14 protein-coding genes are annotated in these 14,559 nt (G+C 67.7%); 4 read left to right on the forward strand and 10 right to left on the reverse strand.

All coding sequences use genetic code 11. The features are described 5' to 3' along the window. The 5 genes from ACWEKS_RS43415 to ACWEKS_RS43435 form a co-directional block, all read right to left on the reverse strand. Nucleotides 1–119, reverse strand: a 119-nt coding sequence (locus ACWEKS_RS43415) for an SDR family NAD(P)-dependent oxidoreductase (protein ID WP_452345578.1), incomplete at its 3' end; no start/stop codon positions are given. Continuing rightward, entirely contained in the window at nt 116–628 is a 513-nt protein-coding gene (locus ACWEKS_RS43420) for an ester cyclase (protein WP_452345552.1), read from the reverse strand. The genes ACWEKS_RS43420 and ACWEKS_RS43415, both read right to left, overlap by 4 nt. Continuing rightward, complete coding sequence (locus ACWEKS_RS43425; protein ID WP_452345553.1) at nt 618–1,805, reverse strand: FAD-dependent oxidoreductase; 1,188 nt, start codon at nt 1,803–1,805, stop codon at nt 618–620. Before ACWEKS_RS43425 ends, ACWEKS_RS43420 begins: the two co-directional genes overlap by 11 nt. 240 nt (nt 1,806–2,045) lie before the next feature. Further along, nucleotides 2,046–2,408 carry a transposase gene (locus ACWEKS_RS43430; protein ID WP_452345554.1) on the reverse strand — a complete coding sequence of 121 codons (363 nt, stop codon included), beginning with the start codon at nt 2,406–2,408 and terminating at the stop codon, nt 2,046–2,048. Between the two features lie 5 nt (nt 2,409–2,413). Then, nucleotides 2,414–3,982, reverse strand: a complete 1,569-nt coding sequence (locus ACWEKS_RS43435) for a DHA2 family efflux MFS transporter permease subunit (RefSeq protein WP_452345555.1) — start codon at nt 3,980–3,982, stop codon at nt 2,414–2,416. 130 nt (nt 3,983–4,112) lie between these two features. Between ACWEKS_RS43435 and ACWEKS_RS43440 the strand changes: the two genes are divergently transcribed. Further along, nucleotides 4,113–4,700 carry a TetR-like C-terminal domain-containing protein gene (locus tag ACWEKS_RS43440; RefSeq protein WP_452345556.1) on the forward strand — a complete coding sequence of 196 codons (588 nt, stop codon included), beginning with the start codon at nt 4,113–4,115 and terminating at the stop codon, nt 4,698–4,700. Nucleotides 4,701–4,713: 13 nt separating this feature from the next. On the opposite strand, the gene ACWEKS_RS43445 is transcribed toward ACWEKS_RS43440, so the two are convergent. The 4 genes from ACWEKS_RS43445 to ACWEKS_RS43460 form a co-directional block, all read right to left on the reverse strand. Then, a complete protein-coding gene (locus ACWEKS_RS43445; RefSeq protein ID WP_452345557.1) occupies nt 4,714–6,249 on the reverse strand; it encodes a phytoene desaturase family protein in 1,536 nt (511 codons plus the stop codon). After that, nucleotides 6,249–7,346, reverse strand: coding sequence for a 3-oxoacyl-ACP synthase III family protein (locus tag ACWEKS_RS43450; protein WP_452345558.1), 1,098 nt, complete (start codon nt 7,344–7,346; stop codon nt 6,249–6,251). Before ACWEKS_RS43450 ends, ACWEKS_RS43445 begins: the two co-directional genes overlap by 1 nt. Nucleotides 7,347–7,409: 63 nt before the next feature. Continuing rightward, nucleotides 7,410–8,387 (reverse strand): ACP S-malonyltransferase, encoded by a 978-nt coding sequence (fabD, locus tag ACWEKS_RS43455; RefSeq protein WP_452345559.1) that lies wholly within the window; start codon nt 8,385–8,387, stop codon nt 7,410–7,412. A 123-nt stretch (nt 8,388–8,510) separates the two neighbouring features. Continuing rightward, entirely contained in the window at nt 8,511–9,581 is a 1,071-nt protein-coding gene (locus ACWEKS_RS43460; protein WP_452345560.1) for a transcriptional regulator, read from the reverse strand. A 609-nt stretch (nt 9,582–10,190) separates the two neighbouring features. Here ACWEKS_RS43460 and ACWEKS_RS43465 point away from each other — a divergent pair. From ACWEKS_RS43465 to ACWEKS_RS43475, 3 genes are read left to right on the forward strand one after another with little or no spacing between them, the layout of a single operon-like run. Continuing rightward, the gene (locus tag ACWEKS_RS43465; RefSeq protein ID WP_452345561.1) at nt 10,191–10,853 is read left to right on the forward strand and encodes a winged helix-turn-helix domain-containing protein; all 663 of its coding nucleotides are present in this window, start codon (nt 10,191–10,193) and stop codon (nt 10,851–10,853) included. Beyond that, nucleotides 10,850–12,178, forward strand: a complete 1,329-nt coding sequence (locus ACWEKS_RS43470; protein ID WP_452345562.1) for a sensor histidine kinase — start codon at nt 10,850–10,852, stop codon at nt 12,176–12,178. The genes ACWEKS_RS43465 and ACWEKS_RS43470 overlap by 4 nt, the downstream gene beginning before the upstream one ends. A 31-nt stretch (nt 12,179–12,209) precedes the next feature. Beyond that, on the forward strand, nt 12,210–12,758 hold the full coding sequence (locus ACWEKS_RS43475; protein WP_452345579.1) for a TetR/AcrR family transcriptional regulator: 549 nt from the start codon (nt 12,210–12,212) through the stop codon (nt 12,756–12,758). Here ACWEKS_RS43475 and ACWEKS_RS43480 read toward each other — a convergent pair. After that, nucleotides 12,709–14,532, reverse strand: a complete 1,824-nt coding sequence (locus ACWEKS_RS43480) for an acyl-CoA dehydrogenase (RefSeq protein ID WP_452345563.1) — start codon at nt 14,530–14,532, stop codon at nt 12,709–12,711. The two genes, ACWEKS_RS43475 and ACWEKS_RS43480, sit on opposite strands and share 50 nt — an antisense overlap. Nucleotides 14,533–14,559 lie beyond the last annotated feature (27 nt).

The following is a 14,559-nucleotide window of genomic DNA, read 5'->3' on the forward strand; positions in this document are numbered from 1 at the left end:
TCGCTCGCGCGGTAGTTCACCGCCACGTCCGCGCCTTCGTCGGCCAGCGCCAGGCAGATGGCGCGGCCGATGCCGCGCGCGCCGCCGGTGACCAGAGCGATCTTGCCGTCGAGTTTCATCGCGCACCCACCAGGCGATCGCGGGTACGGATGCCGAAGGCGAGCAGGCCGGCGAGCGGCCGCGGCATGTCGGACTTGGGGACCATGCCGAGTTCGCGGCCCATGCCCAGCTGGTCGGCCTCCTGCCAGCCCTCGACGATCCTGCCGTCCTCGAAGCGGACAATGCTGATCGCGTACAGCGACACCACCCGATTGGTGGCCGGCAGCCCGTTGAAAATGCCCGCGTGCGTGCCGGTCGCGCGCCAGCGGATCACCACCAGGTCGCGATCGGCGATGATCTCCTGCAGATCCATGACGAAATCGGGCATGCCGATGCGGATCATGTCCATGGCGGCTCGCACCCCCTCGCGTCCCGGGGGCAACTTGCCCTCGCGGACCTGGTCGTGGAAGACCGCGTTCGGGTCGATGAGCTCTTCGGCGACACTCCAATCGCCTTCGTTCCAGGCTTTCTGGATGTAGCGCTCCATGAGCGCCCGGTTCTGTTCGGTGGTCGAGGTCTTATTCGGCATGAGCCGGCTCCGTTTCGAGTGCGAGATGGCTGCGGGCGTCCAGTTCGAGCAGGGCGGGGGTGATCCGGGCACCGACCGTGCGCAGGATGGCGTGGTTCAGACGCGGGCCGAGCGGCCCGCCCCAGGCGGTGCCGGCGCCGATCTGACGGGAGGCGACGGCCAGGGGCACGGTCACCGACCGCCGGACGCGCTCGTATTCACGCAGTCCCGCCAGGGGCGCCTGCGCCCGCGTCAGGTGATGGGCAAGGGTCACACCATCGGTGAGCGAGGTGCCCGCCCCCTGCCCGAGGTCGAAGGTCATGGCATGGGCGGCGTCACCGAGTAGGGTCACCCGGCCCCGGCCCCACTGCCGCAGCGGCGGACGGTCGAGGGTGTCGCGGCGGTGCAGCGTGGCCGGATCCGTGGCGGCGAGCAGTGCGCCGGCCAGCGGATGCCAGTCGCGGTAGGCCATTTCGAGGGCATGTCGCTCCCCCAGATGGTCGCCATCGGCCCCCGCGGGCGCCTTGCGGGTCGCCCACCAGCAGGCCTTTCCATCGCCGAGCTGGAAGAACGCGAACCGAGCAGCCCGGCCGTGCATGATGCGGAAGGTGTGTTTCGGTGCGCCGCAATCGGATTCTGCGATGCCCGACCAGTGGGCATAGCCCGGGTGGCGCGGCGTCGCCGAACCGTGCAGGTGGGCACGGACTCTCGACTGCAGTCCGTCCGCACCGACCAGCACCGATCCGTGCTCGACCCGGCCGTCGGTGAAGGTCGCCTGTACTCCGCGCGCCGACTCGCTGAATTCACGCATCGTCGAATTCAGCTGCAGCGCTTCGGATCCCAGCTCGTTGTGCAGCAGGTCGACGAGGTCGGCACGACGGATGGCCAGCGGCCGCAGCTCGGGATCCACGGACCGATGGTTCATATCGACGCGGTACAGCAGGCGGCCACGGTCGTCGCACATCTCGAACCGATCCATGCGGTGACCGGCGGCGGCGACCTTGTCGCCCAGGCCGAGCCGGCGCAGCGACCGACGGCCCGCGTACCAGAGCACATAGCAGCCGCCGTAGCGTGTGCCGCGCTGCGTACGCGCCTCGTACACGACGGCGTCGAGGCCGGCTTGCCGCAGTGCGACGCCGGCGGCCGCGCCGCCGATGCCACCGCCGATGATCAGAATGGGTTTGCTGGAGTTGAGCATGCCGCCCCTCGAGAAATATTCGACCGGGACACAAAGGGAAAGGCAGGGGAATCCGGCGCCGCACTGCGCCGTTCACGTTGCCTGCAGCGAGTATTGCACCGAATTAAGTCTTCCGCACTTGTCGGACGAGTTAATTCCGACCCGACATCAGCTCGTCGAATAGAAAAGAAAAACCATAGCGAAATGGCCGTAGCCCCTGTTCGGGACTACGGCTGCACTTTTCGCCGGACGAGCGTCCAACTATTCGTCGCGCATTTCTTCCTGCAGGTCTTCGATCGCCTCGACCCGCTCGCCGAGCGGATCGAAAGTGGCGGGACAGACCGATTCGGAGACCATCTCCTGCGCGAAATACGCCGAGGCCAGTTTCAGGATCGCATTGGCGTGCCGCAGCTCCCTGTTCTCGCGGCGCAACCGCGCGAGCTCCTCGCTTTCGTCCTCCGGCCCGCGGGCCGCGAGGATCCACTGGCGCAGGCTGGCCGGATGCACGCTCATCGTGGGTCCGATCGCCTGCGCGGCGGCGTACACCGACGGGTACTCGTCCAAGTGCTCGAGGGCGTAGGCCAATGCCCGCGCGCGGACTTCGGCCGGGTACCGCTTGGACACCGTCCTCATCCCCTCCGATTCGGCATCAGGATGCCCACCACGACCGCCGCGCCGGCCGTGGCCACCGCCGCGGCCGCGGCACCGGAGTGCAGCGCATCCATGAACGCGTTCCGAGTCGTCTCCCAGGCCTGACCGGCGACGGGTCCGTTCAGGCGGCCCACCACGCCCAGTGCGGACACCAGCGACTTCGATGCCGGTTCGGCCGGAATGCCCAGGGCCGCGAAGCCCGTGGTGATCCGGTCACCGAAGACCTGGTTCATCACCGACCCGATGACCGCGATGCCCAGCGCCGCACCGATTTCCCGCGTGGTGTCGTTGACCGCCGAACCCGCGCCGAACTTGTCGGCCGACAGCGAGCTCATGATCGATTCGGTGGCCGGCGCCGTACCCCAGGCCAGGCCCGCCGCCATCAGCGCCATCGACGCGACGACCGGCCCCCAGTAGTCCGACGTGGCGGTGACCTGGGTGGTCACCACGAAACCGGCGGTGAGCGAGAGCATTCCGAGACAGATGACGATCCGCGGACCGATCTTGACCGTCAAGGCCATGCCGAGGGGCGACATCACACCCATGACGGCGGCGAACGGCAGAATCGCCAAACCCGCTTTGAAACTGTCGTAGCCGCGGATCGCCTGGAAGTACTGGGTGATCAGGAAGACGAAGCCGAGCAGCCCGAGGAAGGCCATCATGATCGCCACGCAGGCCGCGGTGACGCGCCGGTCGCGGAAGATGCTCACATCCAGCAGCGGCTCGTCGGTGTGCGACTCCCACCACGCGAAGAGCGCGAAAAGCACAGCGGCTCCGGAGAATCCGGCCAGCGTGAGCACCGAGTACCAGCCTTCGTCCGGGGCCTCGATGACCGTGCGGACGAGCAGTCCCACACCGGCCATGGACAGCAGCGCACCCAGGAAGTCGAATCGGCCGATGCGCACGGCACGCGAATTCGGCAGCAGCACCAGGCCACCGGCCAGCGCCACCGCGACCAGGGGCAGGTTGACCAGGAAGACCGAGTGCCACGAGAAATGCTTCAGCAGCAGCCCGCCCGCGACCGGCCCGACCGCCGCGCCGAGTCCCGACACCGCCGACCAGATGCCGATCGCGGCAGCCCGTTCCTTGCGATCAGTGAAGATCGTGGACAGCAGGGCCAGGGTGGCCGGATAGATCAGCGCCGCGGCCAATCCCAGCGCGGCCTGCGCCGCGATCAGCTGGCCGGTCGATGCCGCGTTCGCGGCGGCCAGCGAGAAGATCGCGAAGAGCACCAGGCCGATGTGCAGTGTGGTCTTGCGCCCGAAGCGATCACCGAGACCGCCGCCGGTGAGCAGCATGACGGCGAACACCAGGGTGTAAGCGTCGACGATCCATTGCATGGCGGTTGTCGAGGCGCCCAGCTCGCGCCCCAGCGTCGGCAGCGCGATGTTGACGACGGTGCTGTTCACCACGGCCAGCAGCACGCTGACGCAGATGAAGGCCAGAGCCACCCAGCGCCGGGGGCCGGCCGGTGCGGGCGATGTCGTAGGAGTCGGAACGGTCGAGGGCTGCCGCAGCAGCGACTGTTCGTCAGTGGGTGTGTTCACGCCGCCCTCCCATGGAACGGTGTACTGTAGTTACAGAACAATGTTCTACAACAGCTCGGGCAGACCGTCAAACAGGGCGAAAGCGCTAGGGTGACAGTCCGATACATCGAACAGAGGAGACCGAACCGCGATGGCCAATCGTGTCCGCACTCCCAGCAAGGACATCGAACGCATCCTGGTCGACGCGGCCGAAGCCGTCCTCGTCCGCGATGGGCTGGACGGCGTGACGGTCCGCGCGGTGGCCGCGGAAGCGCGCGTCGCACTGGCGGGTGTGTACAACCGGTTCGGCGGCAAGGAGGGCCTGGAGCGCGAACTGCTGATCCGGGGTTTCGACGCGCTGCGAGCGGAGGTGGCCACGCCCGACGATCCCGACCCGATCGCCCGCCTGCGTGCCGCCGCGGACAGCTACCGCCGCTTCGCGATCGAGCATCCGCAGCACTACTCGATCATGTTCGCGGCATCCGTCGGCCGGCACTTCACCAATGAAGCCGTCCAGGACAGCGCCGGCCGGGCCTTCGGCGAACTGGTCGTGCACATCGGCTACGCCATCGGCCGCGGCACGATCACCGGCGGCGACCCCGCGGAACTGGCCCAGCAGGTCTGGTCCGCGTTGCATGGCGCCGTCTCACTCGAGCTCAACGGCGCCATGCGATCCCCCGATCCCGAAGGCAGTTACGCCAGGATGGTGGACCTGATCATCCGCGGACTACGCGGGTAACCGAGTCCCGCGATCAGCCGGCGGCGGGCGTACCCGCCGCCAGTTCCGCCACGAATGACGGACCGCCGAAATCCGGTACCGCCGTGGGGTGTTCGAGATCCGCGACCACCAGCGCGGCGGTGGCGCGACCGGACGTCAGGGTCCGCAGCGACGACGTGCCCTCCTCCGCCCAGTGCCCCGACAGATACAGGCCCGGCAGCGGCGTTCGATGGCCCAGGCGCTTGCTCGCGGTCTGAGCCGGGGTGTTCTCCCAGCCGTAGGCCGCGCCGCGCGCATTGCGGCTGTAGCGGAAAAGCGTATCCGGCGTGGCGGTTTCGATGGTTTCGAAGGCGTCGCGGAAACCCGGCACACCATTCTCCACCGCTCCGAGCAGCTCTCGCGCGTGCTCTTCACGGATCTCGGGCCAGCGGCAATCGGAGTCCGCACGGACCAGGCTGGTCACCACCGCCAGATGCCCGCCCTCCGCGGCGAGTTCAGGATCGGCGAGGGTCGGCACGGTGACCCAGATGCCGCCCGGCCGTGCCGCCTGCACGTCGGCCCAGATCGCGTCGGTGTCCCACGACCCGAACACGAAACCCTCGTGCGACAAACCCAATTCACGCGGATCGGCGCGGAGCGCGCCATAGAGCGCAAAGGCCGACGGTGCCAGGCGGTACCGATCGAGACGGCGACGCAGGACCGCGGGCACGGCATTCCAGCCGACCAGCTCACCGAAGGTGTGACGCGCATCCGCGTTCGACACCACCGCCCGCGCCCGCAGCACCTCACCACCCGCCACGACCACGCCCGCGGCCCGGCCGTCCTCGATCAGGATGCGCTCGACCTCGCTACCGAGCCGCACCTCACCGCCGTTCGCGACCAGGGCAGCGGACAAAGCGTCGACGAGCGTCCCGAAACCGCCACGGGGGTAATAGGTTCCGTGATGCAGCGTTTCGAGCATCTGGTTGAACAGCGGGAACGACATGCGCGAGGGCGGCGATCCGATGTAGGGCCAGATGCTGCCCAGCGCCGCCGCGCAGCGTGGATCGTCCACGAATTCGGCGAGCACGTCGGCCAGGGTCGACATGCGATACCGGAAGACCAGGGGCGCGGCGGCCACCGCGTCCTCCAGCCCGCCCGTGCCGACCTGCTGCGGCAGGGAAGCCAACTGCGTGAACATGTTTCGCCGCAGGTCGAACAGACGCTCGAGACCGTCCGCCTGCGTGGGGAACAACCGCTGATGCAGGTCCAGGAACGCGTCCCGGCCAGGCGGCGCGTCGATGACGAGCCCCGGGAACCGCGCCTGGTATGTCTGTGGCAATTCGAGGAATTCGACACCGGCGGCGACATCGAGATGGGCGAGCATGGCGGGGATGAATCCGCCGGGACCGGCGTCCATAGTGAAATGGATTGCCGGATCGAACAGATTCGGGCCCCGACGGAACGGCTGCGCGTAACCGCCGGGGGCGGTGTTGCGCTCGACGACCACGACCTCGAGGCCGGCGCGGGCCAGCAGTGCCCCGGCGGACAGGCCGCCGAGGCCACTGCCGATGACGATCACATCAGCCATTACGCCGGCACTTTGCTCGATGCCGCGGGCGTGGGAGCGGTCCAGTCGCAGACGATTCCGGCATACATCCACTTGGTGGCCTCCACGCCGATGATGGCGACGCGGTGACCGGGCTGGATCTGGCCGTTGCGCCAGCCGTCGTCGAGGAACAGCGGTACCGCGGCACACCCGCACGCCCCGGTCATGGCCAGGTTGTCGAAGATGCGGCCCGCCAACGCCTCCCATTCGGCGGTCTGCACCCCGGCCTCGCGCATGGAGTCCAGCATCCAGCCGGCATTGCCCTCGGGAATGAGGCACCAGTCGGTGTCCGCGGCGGCCAGGCCGGCCGCCGCGAGGGTGTGGGTCAGCGCCTCCGACACCATCACCGGCGTGAAGTCGCCCGCACCGACCACATCGACCTTCAGGTCCACCAGCTTCTTCGAGCGTTGCTGCTGCAGCAGGGGCGCATGGGTACCGCCACCGATCGCCCAGATGCCGGGCTTGCGGCTGCCACCGATGGCCCGCGCCGCACCCCGCCGCAGCCCGCCGCCCTCGCCCGCGCGCAGCACGATCGCGCCGGCGCCGTCACCGAACATGTACAGCGGCATGCGATCTCGCATGCGGATCTTGTGCGGTTCGGTCTCCAGGAAGACCGGCGCGATGGCCGGGGAGATGGCCTCCACGCCGATCACCAGGGCCGTGGTGACGATGCCCTGTTCGATGTAGGTCCGGGCGAGGTCCAGTCCGTGCGCGGCGCCCGCCCCACCGGAGCGGATCTCCAGCGTGGTGACCGACTCCAGGCCGAGCCGCTCCTGCACCAGGTTCACCGACGGCGGCAGTGTGTAGTCGGGCGTGCCGGTGGCCAGGATCATCAGATCCACCTCCGCCGCCTCGATCCCCGCGGTCTCCAGCGCCCGCACGGCGGCCTTGTAGGCCATGCCGGAATTGCTGTCGTGGTGTTCGCCGGTTTCCGGGTCGATCATCCAGAAACGCTGCTCGATGGTGAGTCCGGACAGCACGTCCTCCGGCAGCGGGCCGACGTACTTCTCGATGGTGGCGTTGTCGATGGGATCACCGGGCTGGAATCCCCCGGTGCCGATGATTTGAGCGGAGGGCATGACAGTCCTAATCGTTTGGCGGGTAGGAAGTTTCGCAACGCGCGCGGGCCCGGCCGGGCCTTCTCACGCGATGTTGGGGAGCGTGTATTCGTCGAGGAGTGCGGTGATCCGACGGGCATCGGACGCGGAGTGACAGTCCATATCGGGATAGCTGCGCCGGCAGATCCCCGTCAGCACCTTGCCGGGACCGACCTCGACGAAGGTGCCGGCCCCGAAATCGACCAGCCTCGCCAAGGTGTCGGTCCACCGGACGGACCCGGCCAGCTGGCGGCACAGAGCCTCCCGCGCCTCGGATCCCGTGGTGACGAAATCACCGGAAACATTGACCACGACCGGGGTTTTCGGAGTACGGAACTCGACGGTTTCCAACTCGGCGGCGAACTCGGCCTCCACCGCCGACATCAGTGAGCAATGGAAGGGTGCGCCGACATCCAGCTTCTTGATCTTGCCGCCCTCGGGCAGTTCGGGCTTCGCGAGGCGCAGGAACTCCGCGACCGCCGCCACCGTCCCCGAGACCACCGTCTGCGTCGACTCGTTGTAGTTGGCCACTTCCACGATTTCGCCGGTGGCCGCGGTCGCGGCACCGCACAGGCGCTCCACCGCATCCGGGGCCAGGCCCAGGGCCACAGCCATTGCGCCGGGGGTGGTCTCATTGATCGCGGCCATCAGCTGACCGCGCCGCTGGACGAGCCGCAGCGCGTCGGTCCAGTCCAGCACGCCTGCCGCGACCAGCGCCGTGTACTCGCCCAGGCTGTGCCCGGCGACGACGGCCGGGGCGGGCAGGTGTTCGACGAGCACGCGATAGCTCGCGTAGCTCACCAGAAATATCGCCGGCTGCGTGATATCGGTGCGTCGGAGAATTTCGTCGGGACCATTCCAGCATATCTGCGATATCGAAAACCCGAGCATATCGTCCGCGGTTTCGAAGATCTCCGCCACCGGCTGGTGGTATTTCAGATATAGATCTCGCCCCATGCCGACACGTTGCGAACCCTGACCCGGAAAAAGAAAGCACCATCGAGCTTGCACAAGCTTGTTCATAATCCGACCTAGCAAGAGCGGCTGTCATTACATCTCGAGCGAGGACAATATGTCGAGAATATCGCCTCACCGGTAGTAGAACATCGTTCTACAAGAACTGTCAAAGAATAGCCGCCCGCCCGATCACGAGATATCCATCGACCGCGTCGCACCCGCGCGCCGCTCCACCGACTCCGCCATCCGCAGCCAGGCCGCACTGCGCTGCCGGGCCAGCTGCGCCACCGTGTGCAGGTGATACTCGGGCAGTCCGGAGATCGCCCGCGCGCAGCCCTGCTGATCGAGCGCCGTGGCATCGAGCCAGCGCAGCAGCCAGCGCCCACCCTCCGTCAGGCGTACAGCGGGGTCGCGCCGCAAACGCTGCATCATCAATTCCGTTGCCGCCGTATCCGGTTCACCGGCGTCCGATCCGGCGTTCGCTGTGGCGACGAGGTCGCCGGGCGCGCTGTCCACTTCCGCCGGCACTGTCTTCGGTCCGGTGATGGACCGCTGCCGCGCGGGCAGCGGGTGCTCACCCCGCCGCAGCCGGGTCCGCACATCTTTCGCGGTCGTCAGCGAGATGCCTGCCGCATCCGCGATATCCCGCAGGGGCAGCCGCGGCCGGGAGCGCAGCAGCTCCGCGGCGCGCAGGCGGCCATCGACCACCGGCCGGCGGCTGATCGTGCCGTTCCGCGCGAGCCGATCGGTCGGCTGCGGAATATCCGCGGCCGACCGCTTGCGGATGGCCCCGACGGTCTTGTCGGACAATCCGGCGACGGACGCGACGTACCGATCGGACCAGGACGGACACTCCCCCAGAATGCGAGCCGCCGCCGCCTTCCGCTCGGTCAGCAACAGCGGCAGACCGTGCCCGACATTCATCCGGACCGCGAGCGCGAACGCCTCCTGGTCGGTCACCTCCACGAACACCGCACGAATGACGTCTCGTCCACGGAGGACCTCCGCCCGCAGACGATGCACGCCGTCGATCACGCGCATCCCGTTGCGCTGCACCAGGATCGGCGGGAGATCGGCACCGGACTCCGCCAAGGCGTGTACATGGGCGGCATTGACACCCCCGGCCCGCACCCCGTCGATCACCCGGAGCTCCACGATGGCGACCGGCACCGCGTCCGCTGTCGACACCCCGCTCTCGTCACCCAACGACAGATACCGATCGAGCGGTCCACCGCGCACAACCGAACCCTGCTCCGACATCGGACTCCTCCTCGATCAGCCAAGCTCACAGATGAACGTGCGGCAGATTCGATATGGACTGCGCCACAACATACTTCGACCAACAGGGGCATCGTTGCCGCTCGCACCATGCGGTATCACAGTGCTGTTTCACGAAAGGCATTGCAGGACGAGCCAATTCACTCTCCCGAACCGCGCGCCGACACGCCGATCGGCACGACTCGATCCTGCATGTAGCAACCTTTATCAAGCCTTAATTCGGGGGCGGGAACCAGGATTTCCGATTCCGGGCGGGAATCCGTAAGCCAGTCGACACCGTGGTGAACAGGCAGTGGATCGTCCGCAATCAGACAGCAATTCGCGCGGAGGCGGCCGGCCTGCCGCGCGCGCAGCCGCACACCGCCACACAACTAATCAACTGACCAGTCATTGACCGAGATGACCTGCACAAACGACCAGTTCAGCAGTGAGCAGCGCCACGAAACTCGAGGGGCGCGGTCGGTGGCCAACTTGTACGATGCGCACGAATAGGTCGTAGCGCAACGAGCCGGCAGAACCGAAGCATCCGTCCGACAACTCGCGCAAGGGCATTCGCCCCCACACCTGTTCGTGTTCGATGGAGGATCGCCCGTGCGTGTTTTGGTTGCCGAAGACGACGACGACCTGCGGCCCGTTATCGTGATCGCGCTGCGCGGCGCCTCCCTGACCGTCGACGCGGTCGCCGATATCCCGGCGGCCGACGAAGCGCTCGCTGTCACCAGCTACGACTGTGTGGTCTTCGACCGGATGCTGCCCAGCGGCGATGCCGTGAACTACCTTGCGAGTCAACGCAGAAGAGGCTGGTCGACGCCGGCGATGTTCCTCACCGCCCGCGATTCCGTCGACGATCGCATCCTCGGGCTCGAATATGCCGACGACTATCTCGGCAAACCCTTCGCCATCGCCGAACTGGTCGCCAGGGTCCGAAACCTGTGCCACCGCGGGGACACTCGACGCCCCTCGGTGCTGCGGTGCGGCGACCTCGAGATGGACCTCGGACGGCGCGAGGTCCGTCGCGACGGGGTGCTGCTCAGCCTCACGCTCAAGCAGTACTCGGTGCTGGAACAGCTCATGATCAACCTCGAGCACACCGTATCCCGCACCGACCTGTTCGAACACTGCTGGGACGAGCACGCGGCGGCCAACTCCAACGCGCTGGACGTGACGATCGCCATGCTCCGGCGCAAGCTCGGGCCACCCGAAATGATCAGGACGCTGCGCGGATACGGCTACCGGCTCGTCCCCGCCGAATGAAGCGCGCGAAACGTTGGCGACGCATCCCTCCCGCTCGGCGACTGCGATACGCACCGTGGATCGCGGTCGCGGTCCTGACCGGCTTCGCGACTGTCACGCTGTCCGGTTTCGCCGCCGTAGACCTGATCACACAGAAGCACGCCGACACCGCACGACTCGACGCAGAGCTGAACACCGTGGCGTCGGCGGCCGCGCACGAGGTGGCGAGCAGTCCGGCAGGCGCGGTGCCACAGGGATTCCCGGTATTCACCACGGTCGCCGACGCGGTCACCTACCAGGGTCACGGACTGTCGCGGATCGACGACGACTGCCCACAGTTCGCCGTCGTCTTCGCGACGAGCGTCGGGACACAGGAATTCCGCAGCGCCAGGCACTGCGCCTACGACCTCGACGAGATCCGGCTGCAGGACATGCGGGCCCGCGCGATCCGTACCCGGGTGCCGGTGCAGGTGACCATCCCCTACCCCGGCGGCGCCGTCCGCGCGGTGGCGACACCGGTCGACGATTGGCGGTACGACCACTTCGGCGGGGCCGCCATCGCGTGGGCAGACCTGGGTCCCGACCACGCCCGGCAACGTCAGATCACCGCGCTCACCTGCGGTCTCACGGCCGCGCTCATCGCCTCGTTCGGCCTCATGACATACCTCCTCACCGCACAGCTGCTGCCGGCGCGGATTCGCGCGGTCGAGAGCCAGGAGGACATTCTCGCCGGAGTCGCACACGACCTGCGCGCGCCGATCGCCGCGCTGTGCGCACTGGCCGAAACCGCCCGTGATCACCCCGACCAACGCACGGAACTGCTCGACCGCACCGTGCGCCTGTCGCGTCGCATGGGGGACATCGTGGAGGATCTGCTCTCCCGCGCCCGGCTCACCGCGGGTATCGAGGAGATGGAATCCCAGCCACTGCGCCTCGATCAGATCGTGCTCGATCTGATCGAGGAAATCGACTCCGACGCAGCGATATTCACCTCGACGACCGCACCGACCGTCGTGAACGGCGCCCCCACCCTGCTGTGCCGGGCGATCCGGAATCTCCTCGACAACGCGGTCCGGCACGGTCATCTGCCGGGCGAACCCGCACGCGTACACGTGACGGTCGCCGGCGGCCGCGTAATAGTGGCGGACCGGGGACCGGGGCTCGTAGACTCCGACCGCGACTCGATCTTCGAGGCCTTCCACAGCAATGCGGGTTCGACCGGACTCGGTCTGCCCATCGCCCGGTGGGTCGCCCACGCCCACGGCGGCACCCTCGACGTCCACAGCGCGGACGGCGGCGGCGCGATCTTCGAATTCGCGCTGCCCACACCGGCCCGCGAGCTCTGACAACCTGGCACACCGATCGGAAAGCACCGTGATGACCGGATCAGCCAAGAACCGGATGACCGCCGCCGAACGCAGTGAACAGATCATCCGGGTCGCGGTCGCCACCTTCGCCGAATCCGGGTACACCGCAACCCGGACCGATGTCATCGCCCGCCGCGCCAACGTTTCCCAGCCCTACGTGATCAGGCTCTTCGGCAGCAAGCAGCAGCTGTTCCTCGCCGCCCTGCACCACTCCTTCGACCGGCTCGAGGCCATCGTGGAATCTGCTGCGGCACAGCATGATTGCAGTCAACCATCGCAACAGTCCGCGAGCACCCTGGCCGATGTCTACCGCGCGGTCGCCGGCGAGCGCGATCTACTGCTGGTCGCCCTGCACGGCTTCGCGGCCACATCCGAACAACCCATCCGCCACGAGCTGCACCAACGCTACGACCGGCTCCGCAGCCTTCTCGCGGAGGTCACCCAGGCGTCGCCACACGACACCCGCCGGTTCCTGGCCGCCGGTGCGAGGCTCGCCATCGCCACCGCGCTCAGAACGCCGACTCGTCGAGATCCATCAGCCCGAGGTCGACGTCGGTGATGATGGTGCGCACTGTACCGAGTTGCGGGAGCACGTTTTTGGCGAAGAAAGAGGCGGCGGCGACCTTCCCCTCGTAGAACGGGTCGCTGCCCGACGTGTCGATGGCGGTGAGCGCGACGTCGGCCTGGCGCAGCAGCAGCCAGCCGATCAGCAGGTCGCCGACGGCGAGCAGAAATTGCACCGACACCAGCCCGATGCGGTACAGCTCGGTGGGTTCCTGCTGCGCGGCGGAGCGGAAGCCGGTGAGGGTCGCGACCATCGCCTCGACGTCCGCGAGTGCGGTGGCGAGGAGCGCACGCTCGAGCTCGAGGCGGCCGTCTCCGACGCTGCCGGCGAGGAACTTCGCGATCTGATCGGTCACGTGCGCGAACGCGGCACCGCGGTCACGCCCGATCTTGCGGAAGAAGAAATCCTGCGCCTGGATCGCGGTGGTGCCCTCGTAGATCGAATCGATCTTGGTATCGCGCACATACTGCTCGATCGGGTAGTCCTGCAGGAAACCGGAGCCGCCGAGGGTCTGCAGGGACTCGGTCAGGCACTGGTACGCGCGTTCCGATCCGACGCCTTTGACGACCGGCAACAGCAAGTGGTTGACGTGGAAGGCCAGCTCGGCGTCGGCGCCCGATACCGCCCTGGCCAGCTCGGCGTCCTGGTGCGCGGCCACGTACAGGTACAGCGCGCGCAGGCCCTCGGCGTATGCCTTCTGCAGCATCAGGCTGCGACGCACATCGGGGTGGTGCGTGATCGTCACCGGGGGCGCCTGCTTGTCGGCCATTCTGGTCAGATCGATGCCCTGCACGCGGGTCTTCGCATACGCGAGCGCGTTCAGGTAGCCGGTGGACAACGTGGCAATTGCCTTGGTGCCGACCATCATTCGCGCGTACTCGATGACCTTGAACATCTGCGAGATCCCGCTGTGCGAGTCACCGACCAGCCAGCCGACCGCGGGAATACCGTGGCCGCCGAAGGTCAGCTCACAGGTCGCCGACGCCTTGAGTCCCATCTTGTGTTCCAGACCCGTGGCGAAGACGCCGTTGCGGGCGCCGAGTTCACCGGTGTCGGGGTCGAAGTGGAATTTCGGCACCACGAACAGCGACAGCCCCTTCGTCCCCGGTCCCGCGCCCTCCGGCCGTGCCAGCACCAGATGGAGGATGTTCTCCGAGATGTCGGAGTCGCCGCCGGTGATGAATCGCTTCACACCCTCGAGCCGCCAGCTGCCGTCGGCCTGCCGGATCGCGGTGGTGCGGCAGGCGCCGACATCGGAGCCGGCGTCGGCCTCGGTCAGCACCATGGTCCCGCTCCACTCGCGAGCGGCCGCGATCTCGGCCCACCGCCGCTGGGCGGCGGTGCCCAGGATGTGCAGGATCTCGGCGTTCTGCGGTCCGCTCGTGTAGACGAACGCCGCGGGCTGGGCGCCGAGGATCAGTTCCCAGATCGACCATTTGACGACCGACGGCGCCGCCGTACCACCGACCTCCTCCTTCAGCCCCACCTTGTGCCAGCCGGCCTGCTGCCAGGCCCGCGTGGAGCGAATGAACGACGCGGGCAGCGATACCGCGTGCGCGGCCGCGTCGAACGTCGGCGGGTTGCGGTCCGCCTCGGCGAACGATTCCGCCAGCGGGCCCTCGGCCAGCCGCGCCGCTTCGCCCAGCATGGCGCGGACCGTGGCGGCATCCAGGTCGCCGAACGCTCCCGAGTCGAGAACCCGGTCGATCGCCAGCACCTCGAACAGGTTGAACTCGAGGTCGCGGACATTGCTCTTGTAGTGGCCCACCCGGATGCCTTCCTGTACTCGTACCGA

The sequence above is a fragment of the Nocardia sp. NPDC004711 genome (assembly GCF_053601595.1).

Coding starts and splice junctions, on each gene's coding strand:
- ACWEKS_RS43420 (WP_452345552.1), bottom strand. CDS start 628: ATGCCGAATAAGACCTCGACCACCGAACAGAACCGGGCGCTCATGGAG.
- ACWEKS_RS43425 (WP_452345553.1), bottom strand. CDS start 1,805: ATGCTCAACTCCAGCAAACCCATTCTGATCATCGGCGGTGGCATCGGC.
- ACWEKS_RS43440 (WP_452345556.1), top strand. CDS start 4,113: ATGGCCAATCGTGTCCGCACTCCCAGCAAGGACATCGAACGCATCCTG.
- ACWEKS_RS43445 (WP_452345557.1), bottom strand. CDS start 6,249: ATGGCTGATGTGATCGTCATCGGCAGTGGCCTCGGCGGCCTGTCCGCC.
- ACWEKS_RS43450 (WP_452345558.1), bottom strand. CDS start 7,346: ATGCCCTCCGCTCAAATCATCGGCACCGGGGGATTCCAGCCCGGTGAT.
- fabD (WP_452345559.1), bottom strand. CDS start 8,387: ATGAACAAGCTTGTGCAAGCTCGATGGTGCTTTCTTTTTCCGGGTCAG.
- ACWEKS_RS43460 (WP_452345560.1), bottom strand. CDS start 9,581: ATGTCGGAGCAGGGTTCGGTTGTGCGCGGTGGACCGCTCGATCGGTAT.
- ACWEKS_RS43470 (WP_452345562.1), top strand. CDS start 10,850: ATGAAGCGCGCGAAACGTTGGCGACGCATCCCTCCCGCTCGGCGACTG.
- ACWEKS_RS43475 (WP_452345579.1), top strand. CDS start 12,210: ATGACCGGATCAGCCAAGAACCGGATGACCGCCGCCGAACGCAGTGAA.